Source organism: Corynebacterium sp. TAE3-ERU16, assembly GCF_019209935.1.
GTDB lineage: Bacteria > Actinomycetota > Actinomycetes > Mycobacteriales > Mycobacteriaceae > Corynebacterium > Corynebacterium antarcticum.
In genome coordinates this window covers 68,238-81,518 of the sequence record NZ_JAHUTN010000001.1, presented here as the reverse complement: position 1 = coordinate 81,518, position 13,281 = coordinate 68,238, and the positions used below count along the sequence as shown (strand labels likewise).

Here is a 13,281-nt window from a genome sequence, read left to right as displayed (position 1 = left end):
AATCGTGGCCATCACACTGGATACCATCGCCGAGTTGAGTGGCGGCAACCTGAGCCAGGGCGCCGACACCTCGGTGAGCATCGGCACGATCGGGATCAACGCCCAGGAGCTGCCGGAGGGTGGACTGTTCGCCGCGGTTCCCGGCACCCGCACCCACGGCGCGAGATTCGCCCGTGACTCGTCCGCATCAGCGATCCTCACGGACGCGGAAGGCGAGAAGATACTGAACGACAGGCACGAGAAGCGCCCCGTCATCGTCGTCGATGATGTGCGGGCGGTTCTGGGGGCGGTGGCTTCCGCCGTCCACGGACACCCCTCGCGCGACATGACGGTGTTCGGCGTGACCGGTACATCGGGGAAGACGACGACCAGCTACCTCCTCGAGGCCGCGCTCCTCGCGGCGGGGCACAGTGTCGGGGTGATCGGCACGAACGGCACCCGGATCAACGGTGAGGCCGTTCCGACCCAGCTGACGACCCCCGAGGCGACGGTTCTGCAGGAGGTCCTCGCCCGCATGCGGGCGAAGGGTGTCACCCACGTGGTCATGGAGGTCTCCTCGCACGCCATCGCCCTCGGTCGGATCGTCGGGACCGAGTTCGACGTCGCCGGTTTCACGAACCTCTCCCAGGATCACCTCGACTTCCACGACACGATGGAGGAGTATTTCGCGACCAAGGCGCGGTTCTTCCGTCCGGGCTCCCCGATCCGTGCGAAGCGGTCGGTCATCTGCGTCGACGACGACTTCGGACAGAAGCTGTCGCGACTCGCCGGTCCCGCGGCGATAACCGTCTCCACGGGTCCCCGTCCCGCCTCGGTGACGGTCGGTGCGCCGGAGATCGGTGCCACCGGGACACAACGATTCGATGTGAGCATCAACGGCATCGACGTCACCTGCGAGATACCTCTTCCCGGTGGCTTCAACGTGGCGAACGCCGCGCTCGCGCTCACCATGGCGGTCACCGCGGGCGAAGACCCGAAGACCATCGCCGGTGGGCTCCGTGAGGTGGTGGTCCCCGGGCGGATGCAGAACATCGACCGCGGACAGGACTTTCTCGCGGTCGTCGACTACGCGCACAAACCGGCGGCCGTGTCCGCCGTGCTGAAGACGCTCCGTAGCCAGACTGATGGAAGGGTCGGTGTCGTCATCGGCGCCGGCGGTGACCGGGACTCGGCGAAGCGACCGCTGATGGGATCGGCGGCGGCACGCGCCGCGGACCTCGTGATCATCACCGATGACAATCCCCGGAGCGAGGACCCCGGCGAGATCCGGGCCGCGGTACTCCGCGGAGCCCGGGAAGCCGTCCGTGAGCGAAAGAGCGTCGGCAAGAAGAAGCGGGTGGCGGACATCCGGGAGATCGGTTCCCGGGAGGAGGCGATCCGGACGGCAGTCGACTGGGCCCGTACCGGAGACGCCGTCATCATCGCCGGAAAGGGCCACGAGACCGGCCAACTGGTCGGCGACGTCCGGCACCCGTTCGATGACGCGGAGTGCCTGACCCGCGCGATCGACGACCGGCTGAGCGCGAAAACGGAAACGGAGGAACAGCCATGATCCGGATGTCCGTCAGTGACATCGTCGGCGTGACCGGCGGTTATCTCGCCGATGGAGCCGACCCGGACGCCATCGTCACCGGTGCGGTCGAGTTCGACTCGCGCCGGATCGGGCCCGGCGGACTGTTCGTCTGCCTGCCCGGCGCCCAGGTGGACGGGCACGACTACGCCGTCGGCGCGGTTGATGCCGGCGCTGCGGTGGCTCTGGCCGCCCGGGAGACCGGCGCTCCGGCGATCATCGTCCCGGAGGTCCCCGTACCGGACAGCAACGCCGCCGCCTACGAGCACGACCCGGCCGGCCACGGCGCCGCGGTGATCGCCGCCCTCGGCAGGCTCGCCCGGCACAACGTCGACGTCGCGACGGGCCACGGCATGCGCGTCGTCGGGGTGACCGGCTCCGCGGGAAAGACCACGGTCAAGGACCTCATCGCCTCGGTGCTCCGCGAGGACGGGGAAGTCGTGGCACCCCCCGGATCCTTCAACAACGAGATCGGCCACCCGTACACGGCGTTGCGGTGCTCCACCGACACCGACTACCTGGTGGCGGAGCTCTCCGCCCGCGGAGTCGGGCACATCGCGGAGCTCGCCGCCATCGCGCCTCCGGTCGTCGGAGTCGTCCTCAACGTCGGAACCGCGCACATAGGCGAGTTCGGGGACCGCGACACCATCGCCCGTGCCAAGGGCGAACTGGTCGAGGTTCTCCCGGCCGCCGCCGACGGAGGGGTGGCCGTGCTCAACGCGGATGATCCCCTCGTCGCCGCGATGGCCGGACGGACCCGCGCCCGGGTGGTCACGTTCAGCGCCGCCGGTGACCCGAACGCCGACTACCGCGCCACCGGAATCGAGCTCGACGACGTGTGCCGCGCGAGCTTCACCCTCGAGGGGCCCGGCGGACTCTCGGAGCGGGTGTCCCTGAATCTCGTCGGGGACCACCAGGTAGCCAACGCGCTCGCGGCGGCGGCCGCGGCCGTGGGGGTCGGCCTCGACCCCCACGTGGTCTGTGCCGCGATCTCCGCGCACGAGCCCGTGTCGGGACGGCGGATGGAGGTCACCCGGAGAGGCGACGGAGTCACCGTCATCAACGACTCGTACAACGCCAACCCGGATTCGATGGCCGCCGGGATCAGGACACTCGCGCACAGTGCGGCCGCGAGCGGCGGCACCGCGTGGGCCGTGCTCGGCCAGATGAACGAGCTCGGGCCCGACTCCGCCGACCGGCACGCGGAGATCGGTGCCCTTCTCGGAGAGAGCGGGATCCCCCGACTCGTCGTGGTCGGTACCGGCGTCAACACCCACTCGCTGGCGCAGGCGGCGGAAGCCGCGGGCACCCGGGTCTCGACCGCCGACTCCGTCGATGCGGCGATCAACTTCGTGCAGCCGGCGCTCGAACCGGAGGACGTGGTGCTCGTCAAAGCCTCATCCTCCGAGCAGCTCTGGCGGGTGGCCGATGCGTTGCTCGCCCTACCGGTACCGGAATCTCTAGAGGAGCAGGATCCAGAACAGTGACCCAGATAATCATCAGCGGAGCCATCGCCTTCCTCGTCGCGATCTTCCTCACCCCGGTACTCATCCGCTGGTTCAGCGATGAGGGCCTCGGACAGCAGATCCGTGAGGACGGTCCCGCGTCCCACATGCGCAAGCGCGGCACCCCGACCATGGGCGGCGTCGCCATCATCGCCGGGATCGTCGTCGCCTACGTCATCACCTCCCTCGTCGGGATCGCCCGCGGCTTCGGGGGGTTCACCGTCTCCGGGCTCCTGGTTCTCGGACTGACCCTCGGCATGGGCCTGCTCGGGTTCGCGGACGACTACATCAAACTCGCCAAGGGCCGGAACCTCGGGCTGAACAAGAAGGCCAAACTCACCGGTCAGCTGGCGCTCGCCCTCGTCTTCGGTTGGCTCGTGCTCCAGTTCGCCAACCGGGACGGGCTCACCCCGGGCACGACCAACCTGAGCTTCATCCGGGACATCGACACCTTCAACATCGCGCTCGGGGGAGGTGCCGTCGGCCTCGTCCTGTTCCTCGCGTTCATGTTCATCCTGATCTCCGCGTGGTCGAACGCGGTGAACCTCACCGACGGCCTCGACGGCCTGGCCGCAGGTACGACCGCGATGGTCATGGGCGCCTATACCCTGGTCACCTTCTGGCAGTTCCGGAACTCCTGCTCCGTCTCCGTCGAACCCGGCTGCTACTCGGTCCGTGATCCGCTGGATCTCGCCATCCTCGCGTCGGCGGGCCTCGGGGCGTGCCTCGGGTTCCTCTGGTGGAACGCCGCACCGGCCAAGATCTTCATGGGGGACACCGGATCCCTCGCACTCGGTGGACTCGTCGCCGCGATCTCCGTCGTTTCCCGGACCGAACTGCTCATGATCGTGATCGGGGCGCTCTTCGTCATCGAGGCGGCCTCCGTCGTGATCCAGGTCGTGGTGTTCCGGACCCGGGGGACACGGTTCTTCCGGATGGCCCCCTTCCACCACCACTTCGAGAACGGCGGCTGGGCCGAGACCACGGTCGTCATCCGGTTCTGGCTGCTCACCGCGATGGCGTGCATGGCCGGCATCGCCCTGTTCTACGGCGAGTGGCTCACGACGGCGGGGGTGTAGACCATGATCCGTCTCGACGGTCCCATCCTCGTCACCGGCGCCGGCGTGTCCGGCGCCGGATGCGCCCGTATGCTGTGTGATCTCGGGGCCAGCGTCACCGTCGCCGACGACGACGAGACAGCCCGTCTCCGCGTCGCGGAGGCCACCGGGGGCAAAACCACCGACGTCGCGGCCGCTCTCGCCGGGATCGGGGACTACCGCATGGTCGTCACCTCGCCCGGCTGGCGTCCCGACACCCCGATCCTCCGGCGGGCCGCCGACACCGGCGTCGAGGTGATCGGCGACGTCGAACTCGCGTGGCGCCTCGACCGGGCGGGATATTTCGGTGAGCCCAGGACCTGGCTCGTCATCACCGGCACCAACGGCAAGACCACCACGACCGCGATGTGCGCGGCGATGATGTCCCGGGGGACGGACACCGCCGCCGCGGTGGGGAACATCGGGGTCGCGGTCGGCGACGCACTCACCGCGGAGCCCCGCATCGACGTGCTCGTCGCCGAGCTCTCCAGCTTCCAGCTCCACTGGGCACCGACCCTCACCCCGGACGCCGGAGCCCTGCTCAACCTCGCCGAGGACCACATCGACTGGCACGGATCCTTCGACGGTTACGCGGACGCGAAACTCCGTGCCCTGCGTGGACGTTACGCCGTGATCGGTGCCGACGACGCCGAGGTCGTCTCCCGGGCATCCGGACGGGGCGGCACGGGAACGGAAACCATCGGATTCACCCTCGGGGCACCGGCCCGTGGACAGCTCGGTGTGGTCGACGGCCAGCTGGTCGACAACGCCTTCGGGGATGATCTCGTCCTCGCCCCGGCCGACGGGATCTCACCGGCCGGTCCGGCCGGCATCCTCGACGCGCTGGCCGCCGCCGCGCTCGCACGTTCGCAGGGGTTGGCGCCGTCGGCCATCCGGGAGGCCCTCGCGACATTCGAGGTCTCCGGCCACCGGGGACAGGTGGTGCACAGACATGCCGGCATCGACTACATCGACAACTCCAAGGCCACCAACCCGCACGCCGCCGATGCGGCGCTGACCGGTCACGACTCGGTCATCTGGATCGCCGGCGGACAACTCAAGGGAGCCGACGTCGATGACCTCGTCGCGCGGCACGCCCCGCGCCTGAAGGCGGTGCTGCTTCTCGGAGCCGACCGGGACATCCTCGCCCGCGCTGTCCGGGACCACGCCCCACACGCGGTCATCCACAGCACCGACTCCACGGACCCGGAGGAGGCGATGACCCGACTTGTGGCCCTCGCCGTCGACATCGCCGAGGAGGGCGACGTCGTCCTCCTCGCCCCGGCCGCGGCATCCCTCGACATGTACCGCGGCATGGGGCACCGCGGCGACTGTTTCGCCCGGGTCGCCCGGGAACTGACCGAATGACCCGAAGAGAGGCCGGAAGACCATGACCCAGGACACCACGCCACGCAGACAGTCGGCACCCGACCGGTTCCGTGCCCGCTACCGTGACTATCTCTCGCGCCCGTTCTTCGACTACTTCGTGATCCTCTCCGTCGTCGTCCTGATCACCGCGGTCGGCGCGGTGATGGTCCTGTCGTCATCCACCACGTGGTCCGCACTCGACAGCGGGGTCTGGACCCAGGGCGTGCGGCACATCATCTTCCTCGGCCTCGGATACATGGTCCTGTGGCTCACGCTCTGGATGCGGCCGACGTTGATCCGACGGTTCGCCACGCCCCTCCTCGTCGTCACCGTCGTGCTACTCGTCGCGGTACTCATACCCGGCATCGGTACCGGACTCGTCGAATCGGGTGCCCGTTCCTGGCTTTCCCTCGGCCCCTTCACCTTCCAGCCCTCGGAGCTCGCCAAGGTCACGCTCGCGGTGTGGGGCGCCCACCACCTGAGCGACCGCGGGCCCGTCCGGCACTGGCTGAACAACCCCTTCATGCACTACAGCGCGGTGACCGTCCTGATCGTGGGCCTCATTCTCCGGCAACCCGACTTCGGCATGGCCGCCGTCTGCCTCTCCGTCGCAGGCCTCGTCCTCATCTTCGCGGGAATCCCCGGCCGTTTCATCATCGGTATCGGGGGTGGCTTCGGGCTTCTCGCCCTCGGCACGGCGCTCTTCTCCACGCTCCGCGGCAACGGTGAAGGCAGCTACCGGACCCACCGGATCGAGGTGTACCGCGACGCACTCCTGGGTAACTTCGACGATGTCCGGGGTAAGGCGTTCCAGTCCTACCAGGGCTTCCTCTCCCTCGCGGAGGGAGGGACCAGCGGTGTCGGGCCCGGTCAGTCCCGTGCGAAGTGGTTCTACCTTCCCGAGGCGAAGAACGATTTCATCTTCGCGATCATCGGCGAGGAGACGGGGCTCGTGGGCGGCACCATCGTCATCCTGCTGTTCGGCGCCCTGGGCATCGTCGGCCTACGCTGCGCGATGCGGTCGGCCGATCCCTTCCTGAAACTGCTCGCGGCCACCCTCACCGCGGGCGTCGTCTCCCAGGCGTTCGTCAACATCGGATACGTCGTCGGACTGCTGCCCGTGACCGGCATCCAGCTGCCGATGATCTCCTCCGGAGGCAGCTCCGCCATCATCACCGTGGGCTCCATGGGCCTGCTCGCCAGCGCGGCCCGTCACGAACCTGAGGCGGTGTCGACGATGCAGTCCTACGGGCGCCCCGCGATCGACAGGTTCCTCCGGCTCCGGGAACCGGACCCGGCCGGGTCACGGGGATCGTCGGTGGCACGGCAGATCCGTCCGACCCGCCGGTCGGCTGAACCGGTGACCCGACGTACGCGCCCCGGTTCACCGGCCCCCGCGGGTGGTCGACCGGCACCCCGTTCCTCCGCACCGGCCGGTGGTAGCGTCACTGGCGGAGCGACCCCGCGACGCAGACCCCGCACCGGGGACCCCTCCCGCCCCGCCGACCGTCACCAGACCCGCAGAAGAGGCTGATCACACATGAACACCCCCCTGTCCGTCGTCGTCGCCGGCGGCGGGACCGCCGGTCACATCGAACCGGCACTCGCCGTCGCCGACGCCCTGCGGACCCGCCACGACGCCTGCGTCACCGCACTGGGGACCGCCCGCGGACTGGAGCGCGAGCTCGTTCCGGCACGCGGGTACGAGCTCGCGCTCATCGACCCCGTGCCCGTGCCCCGGAAGCCGGGGATGGACCTGCTCCGGCTGCCCCTGCGGGTGCGCCGCGCCGTCGGCCAGACCGTCGACATCCTCCGCGAGGTGGACGCGGACGTACTCATCGGTTTCGGGGGATACGTGTCGGCGCCGGCCTATCTCGCCGCCCGGAGGCTCGGGATACCGTTCTTCGTGCACGAGGCCAACGCCCGCGCCGGACTGGCGAACAAGCTCGGGGTGTGGTGCGGTGGTACCGGCCTCAACGCCGTCGTCGACTCTGGACTGCGCGGGGAGGTCGTTGGTGTTCCCATCCGGCCGGGACTGGCCGGTGCGGAACTCAGCGAATCCGGACAAGCCGCACGGCGGGCGCAGGCCGTCGCCAGGTTCGGCCTCGACCCGGAGAAGAGAACCCTCCTCGTCACCGGCGGATCGCAGGGATCCGCGTCCATCAACAGGGCACTCGCCGGGGCCGCGCCGGCGATCACCGGGGCGGGTCACCAGATCCTCCACGCCCACGGCCGGAAGAACCCCGCGCCCGACACCTGCGAGGGCTGGCACGCACTGCCGTACATCGAGGCCATGGATCTCGCCCTCGCGGTCGCCGATCTCGTCGTGTGCAGGGCGGGGGCGATGACCGTCGCGGAGGTCACCGCCTCCGGTCTGCCGGCGATCTACGTACCCCTCCCGCACGGAAACGGGGAGCAGGAACTCAACGCCCGGCCCGTCATCGACGCCGGGGGAGCGGAGCTCATCCGTGACTCCGACCTCACCGGTGACATCCTCGCCGACCGGGTCACGGCCATCCTCGGCGACGAGGACTCACTCGCACGCCTGGCGGCGGCGACCCGGGGCAGCGGCCTCGGGCAGGCGGCGGAGAAGATAGCGGATCTCGTGGCCGCCGCCGCCCACACGAACTGACCTTCCCGACCCAAGAACAACGAGGTAGACGATGACTGATCTTTCCCGTGTCCATCTGATCGGCATCGGGGGAGCCGGGATGTCCGGGGTCGCCCGCATCCTGCTCTCCCGTGGCATGCAGGTGTCCGGATCCGATGTGAAGGATTCCCGCATCGTCCTCGCGTTGCGCGCGATGGGGGCAAGGATCGCGATCGGCCACGACGCCGGAAACCTGGCGCTGTTCGACGAGCCTCCGACCGTGGTCGTCACCTCCTTCGCGGCGATCCCGGAGGACAATCCGGAGCTCGCCGGAGCGCGGGCCGCCGGCATCGAGGTGATCCGCAGGTCCGATCTGCTCGCGGAACTGATGGCCGACCACCGGCAGCTGCTGCTAGCCGGAACCCACGGCAAGACGTCCACGACGTCGATGGCCGTCGTCGCGCTCCAGTCCGCCGGCTGCGACCCGAGTTTCGCCATCGGCGGCCAACTCAACAAGGCCGGGACGAACGCCCACCACGGGACCGGGGACATCTTCGTGGCCGAAGCCGACGAATCCGACGCGTCGCTCCTCCGCTACGAGCCGACCGTGGCCGTGGTCACCAACATCGAGCCCGACCACCTGGACTACTTCGGCACCCCCGAGGCCTACTTCCGGGTGTTCGACGACTTCGCCGGCAGGCTGACCCCCGATGGAACCCTGGTGGTGTGTCTCGACGACGAACACGCCGCGGCCCTCGGCGAGCGGTGCGCGGCCTCCGGTATCCGTGTCCGCGGCTACGGGACCACCGCGGCGGCCGCGGCACATCCGGATGTCGAGTGCGGTGCGGAGATCACCGGGATCGTCACCGAGTCCTTCGGATCGAGGGCGACCATCTCGGTCGGGGGACGGTCGCTGAGCGTCAACATGCACACCCCCGGGGCGCACATGGTACTCAACGCCACCGCAGCCCTGCTCGCGGGCACACTCCTCGGCGCCGACGCCGACAAGCTCGCCGTGGGACTCTCCGGCTTCACCGGGGTGCGCCGCAGGTTCGAGCTCAAGGGTGAGGTCCCGGCCGGTTCGGACGGTGCCCATGCCGGTGTCCGGGTCTACGACGACTACGCGCACCACCCGACGGAGGTCACCGCGGTGCTCCGTGCGACGCGGGGGAAGCTCGACAGTGAGTCCGGGGAGGGGCGGATCGTCGTCGTGTTCCAGCCCCACCTGTACTCCCGCACCGTTGAGTTCGCCGGGGAGTTCGCGGCCGCGTTGTCCCTGGCGGACCGCGTCGTGGTCCTCGACATCTTCGGCGCCAGGGAGAAACCCGTCGAGGGGGTCGACGGACGGATCATCGCCGACCTGGTCCGGACGGAGCGCTGCGTCTACGTGCCGGAGTTCAACCGGGTTCCCGCCGTGGTCGCGGAACTCGCCGGCCCCGGCGACATCGTGCTCACCATGGGGGCCGGCAGCGTCACGGTGCTCGCCGACGAGATCCTCGCGGAGCTGGAACAGTGAGGGGACGGCTCTCCTGGATCGGCGGCGGCCTGGCACTCACCATCTGCCTCGGGCTGCTGTTCTGGTTCGTTCCGGTGGTGAAGGTCGGGGAGATCATCGTCACCGGCGCAGAGCAGACGGCCGAGGAGGACATCGTCAGCGCCACGGGTGTGGTTCCGGGGGCGAACATGGTGCGGGTCGACGCCGGGCGGGCGGCCCGGAACGTCGCCGCACTGCCGTGGATCGAGCGGGCCCACGTCGAGCGTCACCTTCCCGGCACCGTGTCGGTCGAGGTCACCGAGAGGACCGCCGTGCTGTACGCGACGCGATCCGACGGGGATCACCTGATCGACGCCTCGGGGGTCCCGTTCATCATCGGGGCCCCACCCGCCGGCGCGGTGGAGATCACCGACACCCGCGAGGACGACCGCGAGCTGTTCGCCGGCGCCGCCGCCGTCGTCGGGAGCCTCGACGGGCCGCTGCGGGAACAGGTGGCCCGGATCCGGGTTCCCGGACCGTACGAGATCACGCTCATTCTCCTCGACGGCCGCGAGATCTACTGGGGTGCCCCCGAGGACAACCACGACAAGTCGCGGGCGGCGTCCGCCGCGCTGAGCCGGGAGGGTCGGGTCTACAACGTGTCCGATCCGGTGCAGGTCACCGTGCGGCAGTAGCGGACGGGAAGCCGTCGTTTCCCCACGTCAGAAACTGTGAAGTTGAGGTTTAGGGTACCGACACGCCGCGCAGATGTCCGCCACATCCGGGCGTCTTTCGCACATTATGGAAGTCGACAACCCCCGTACGCACGGTCCCCCAACTGTGTGGCCTTCTCCAACTGTTCCAACAATCTGAAAGGCGAGTGCCTAAGACCATGACCTCACCGAAAAACTTCCTCGCCGTCATCAAAGTCGTCGGTGTCGGCGGTGGCGGCGTCAACGCCGTCAACCGCATGATCGAGGAGGGGCTCAAGGGCGTCGAGTTCATCGCCGTCAACACCGACTCGCAGGCACTGATGTTCTCCGAGGCGGACGTCAAGCTCGACATCGGACGCGAAGCCACCCGGGGGCTCGGGGCGGGCGCGAACCCCGATGTCGGACGCACCTCCGCCGAGGACCACAAATCCGAGATCGAGGACTGCCTGAAGGGCGCCGACATGGTCTTCGTCACCGCGGGTGAGGGCGGTGGAACCGGCACCGGAGCCGCCCCCGTGGTGGCCAACATCGCGAAGAAGGCCGGCGCGCTGACCGTCGGTGTGGTCACCCGCCCGTTCCGTTTCGAGGGGCGTCGCCGCACCAAGCAGGCCATGGAGGGGATCGAGGCCCTGCGTGCCGTCTGTGACACCCTCATCGTCATCCCGAACGACCGGCTGCTGCAGCTCGGCGACCTCAACCTGTCCATGATGGAGGCGTTCCGCACGGCCGATGAGGTCCTGCACAACGGCGTCCAGGGCATCACCAACCTCATCACCACGCCCGGTGTGGTCAACGTCGACTTCGCGGACGTCCGCTCCGTCATGGCCGACGCCGGTTCCGCACTCATGGGCATCGGCTCCGCCAGCGGGGACAACCGCGCGGTCGAGGCCACGGAGCAGGCCATCAACTCCCCGCTCCTCGAGTCCACGATGGAAGGTGCCCAGGGCGTTCTGCTGAGCTTCGCCGGTGGTTCCGACCTGGGCCTCCAGGAGGTCAACGAGGCCGCCGCGCTCGTCGAGGAGAAGGCGGACGAGGACGCCAACATCATCTGGGGAACCATCATCGACGACAATCTCGGCGACGAGGTCCGTGTCACCGTCATCGCCGCGGGGTTCGACTTCGACCAGGCCTCCGCGGAGAAGAACGGGCAGGCCGCGACCCCGTCCCGCGCCGCCCAGACCCCGCCCGCCCCGGCCCCGGAGCCGAGCCGCAGCCAGTCACTGTTCGGCGGTGACGACCGAGACGAGGAACGCCCCGTGGACCGCGAGTCGGCCGACCACGTCGAGAGCTCCAACTACGACCAGCGGGCGGACTCCGCCCGGCACCGGCTCGGTTCCGAGCGTGCCGCGTCGGACCGTCCAGGACACGGCATGTTCACCAGCTCGCGGGGTCGCCGCGACGAGATCGACGACGTCGACGATCTGGACGTGCCGGACTTCCTCCGCTGACGGGTCCGGAGCATGGATCAGAATCCCGACGGCCCCGGCACCGACATCGCGCGGCGCCCGGTGCGCAAGGTCTTCACGACCCGCACCGGTGGCGCCTCGAGGGGGGCGTTCGCGTCCTTCAACCTCGCCGACCATGTCGGTGACGACCCCGCGGCCGTGACCGCCAACCGGGAGCGTCTCGCCCGATCCATCGGGCTGCCGCCCGACCGGATCGTCTGGATGGAGCAGCTGCACACCCCGACCGTCACGGTCGTGCGTGGACCGTGGGAGGAGCCGGTGCCCGCCACTGACGCACTGGTGACCACGGTCCGGGGCCTCGCCCTCGCGGTCCTCACCGCCGACTGTGTCCCGCTGCTCATCAGCGACCATGATGCGGGGGTCATCGCCGCGGTCCACGCCGGAAGGATCGGTGCACGCAACGGGATCGTCCCACGGACCGTCCAACGCATGACCGAGCTCGGCGCACGGCCCGGACACCTCCACGTGTGGATGGGGGCCGCCGCGAGCGGCGTGAACTACGAACTGCCGGAACCGATGCTGGCGGACCTCGAATCGAGGCTCCCCGGGATCCGCACACGTACGGCGAAGGGCACCTGGGGGGCGGACCTGAGGATCGGCATCTCCCGCCAACTGGAGGAACTCGGCGTCACCCGCATCGACGCCGATCTCCGGTGCACGGTCGCCGACCGTGCGTTCTTCTCCCACCGCAGGGAGGGGACGACCGGTCGTCAGGCCGGTGTCATCTGGATGCCGGAGGAGGACCGGTGACGCGTGCTGAAGACCTGGCGCACCGGCTCGGCGCGGTCCGCGCGGCGATCCGCTCGGCCGCCCGTGACTCCGGGCGTGATCCGGAGGAGATACGGCTGCTGCCGGTGACGAAGTTCCACCCGGCCTCCGATGTCGGGATCCTGCGCGGCCTCGGCGTCGATGCCGTGGGGGAGAACCGGGTCCAGGACGCCGTGGAGAAGGCCACCCGGTTTCCGGACGTGGCCGTCCACCTCATCGGACAGATACAGACCAACAAGGCCAACGCCGCCTGCCGGGTCGCCGCCGCGGTCCACTCACTCGACAGCGTGCGGCTGGCCCGCGCCCTCGAACGCGGCACGGCACTGGCGATCGACCGCGGCCAACGCCGCGACGCGCCGCTGCCCGTACTCGTCCAGTTGAGCTTCGACGGAGACCCGACCCGTGGGGGAGTACCCGAATCCGGGGTCCCCGAGCTCCTCGACGCACTGTCGGGATGCCCGAACCTGGTGCTCTCCGGGGTCATGTGCGTACCACCGCTGGGAAGTGAGCCCGCCGAGGTGTTCGCCTCGGCCTCGGACCTCCGGGACCGTCTCGCCGCCGGGGCGAAGCGGCCGATGGAGCTGTCCGCGGGTATGTCCGGGGATCTCGCCGAAGCCGTCGCGGCGGGTTCGACAATCGTGCGTGTCGGTACCGCCATTCTCGGGCCCCGTGGATAGGGTGGGGACAAACCGCAGTGGGAGATCACCCGGAGGACGTGCCAACCGGCGTC

11 protein-coding genes are annotated in these 13,281 nt (G+C 69.5%); all 11 read left to right on the top strand.

Going from position 1 to position 13,281, the window contains the following annotated elements; all coding sequences use genetic code 11:
• Nucleotides 1-4 precede the first annotated feature (4 nt).
• Nucleotides 5-1,552, top strand: coding sequence for a UDP-N-acetylmuramoyl-L-alanyl-D-glutamate--2,6-diaminopimelate ligase (locus KRX55_RS00345; protein ID WP_218405901.1), 1,548 nt, complete (start codon nucleotides 5-7; stop codon nucleotides 1,550-1,552).
• Nucleotides 1,549-3,057 carry a UDP-N-acetylmuramoyl-tripeptide--D-alanyl-D-alanine ligase gene (locus KRX55_RS00340; protein ID WP_218405900.1) on the top strand — a complete coding sequence of 503 codons (1,509 nt, stop codon included), beginning with the start codon at nucleotides 1,549-1,551 and terminating at the stop codon, nucleotides 3,055-3,057. Before KRX55_RS00345 ends, KRX55_RS00340 begins: the two co-directional genes overlap by 4 nt.
• On the top strand, nucleotides 3,054-4,154 hold the full coding sequence (mraY, locus tag KRX55_RS00335) for a phospho-N-acetylmuramoyl-pentapeptide-transferase (RefSeq protein WP_218405899.1): 1,101 nt from the start codon (nucleotides 3,054-3,056) through the stop codon (nucleotides 4,152-4,154). Before KRX55_RS00340 ends, mraY begins: the two co-directional genes overlap by 4 nt.
• Before the next feature lie 3 nt (nucleotides 4,155-4,157).
• Nucleotides 4,158-5,540, top strand: coding sequence for a UDP-N-acetylmuramoyl-L-alanine--D-glutamate ligase (murD, locus tag KRX55_RS00330; protein ID WP_218405898.1), 1,383 nt, complete (start codon nucleotides 4,158-4,160; stop codon nucleotides 5,538-5,540).
• Nucleotides 5,541-5,562: 22 nt separating this feature from the next.
• Nucleotides 5,563-7,074 (top strand): peptidoglycan glycosyltransferase FtsW, encoded by a 1,512-nt coding sequence (locus KRX55_RS00325; RefSeq protein ID WP_218405897.1) that lies wholly within the window; start codon nucleotides 5,563-5,565, stop codon nucleotides 7,072-7,074.
• Nucleotides 7,075-7,080: 6 nt separating this feature from the next.
• Nucleotides 7,081-8,172: a UDP-N-acetylglucosamine--N-acetylmuramyl-(pentapeptide) pyrophosphoryl-undecaprenol N-acetylglucosamine transferase gene (locus KRX55_RS00320; RefSeq protein ID WP_218405896.1), complete on the top strand. Its 1,092-nt coding sequence runs from the start codon at nucleotides 7,081-7,083 to the stop codon at nucleotides 8,170-8,172.
• A gap of 31 nt (nucleotides 8,173-8,203) precedes the next feature.
• Nucleotides 8,204-9,646, top strand: a complete 1,443-nt coding sequence (gene murC / locus KRX55_RS00315) for a UDP-N-acetylmuramate--L-alanine ligase (protein WP_218405895.1) — start codon at nucleotides 8,204-8,206, stop codon at nucleotides 9,644-9,646.
• Nucleotides 9,643-10,299 carry a cell division protein FtsQ/DivIB gene (locus KRX55_RS00310; RefSeq protein ID WP_218405894.1) on the top strand — a complete coding sequence of 219 codons (657 nt, stop codon included), beginning with the start codon at nucleotides 9,643-9,645 and terminating at the stop codon, nucleotides 10,297-10,299. Before murC ends, KRX55_RS00310 begins: the two co-directional genes overlap by 4 nt.
• Before the next feature lie 197 nt (nucleotides 10,300-10,496).
• Entirely contained in the window at nucleotides 10,497-11,765 is a 1,269-nt protein-coding gene (ftsZ, locus tag KRX55_RS00305) for a cell division protein FtsZ (RefSeq protein WP_218405893.1), read from the top strand.
• Between the two features lie 12 nt (nucleotides 11,766-11,777).
• Nucleotides 11,778-12,533: a peptidoglycan editing factor PgeF gene (gene pgeF, locus KRX55_RS00300; RefSeq protein WP_218405892.1), complete on the top strand. Its 756-nt coding sequence runs from the start codon at nucleotides 11,778-11,780 to the stop codon at nucleotides 12,531-12,533.
• On the top strand, nucleotides 12,530-13,228 hold the full coding sequence (locus KRX55_RS00295) for a YggS family pyridoxal phosphate-dependent enzyme (protein ID WP_218405891.1): 699 nt from the start codon (nucleotides 12,530-12,532) through the stop codon (nucleotides 13,226-13,228). The genes pgeF and KRX55_RS00295 overlap by 4 nt, the downstream gene beginning before the upstream one ends.
• Nucleotides 13,229-13,281: the final 53 nt, after the last annotated feature.

Coding starts and splice junctions, on each gene's coding strand:
- KRX55_RS00325 (WP_218405897.1), top strand. CDS start 5,563: ATGACCCAGGACACCACGCCACGCAGACAGTCGGCACCCGACCGGTTC.
- KRX55_RS00340 (WP_218405900.1), top strand. CDS start 1,549: ATGATCCGGATGTCCGTCAGTGACATCGTCGGCGTGACCGGCGGTTAT.
- ftsZ (WP_218405893.1), top strand. CDS start 10,497: ATGACCTCACCGAAAAACTTCCTCGCCGTCATCAAAGTCGTCGGTGTC.
- murD (WP_218405898.1), top strand. CDS start 4,158: ATGATCCGTCTCGACGGTCCCATCCTCGTCACCGGCGCCGGCGTGTCC.
- pgeF (WP_218405892.1), top strand. CDS start 11,778: ATGGATCAGAATCCCGACGGCCCCGGCACCGACATCGCGCGGCGCCCG.
- murC (WP_218405895.1), top strand. CDS start 8,204: ATGACTGATCTTTCCCGTGTCCATCTGATCGGCATCGGGGGAGCCGGG.
- KRX55_RS00320 (WP_218405896.1), top strand. CDS start 7,081: ATGAACACCCCCCTGTCCGTCGTCGTCGCCGGCGGCGGGACCGCCGGT.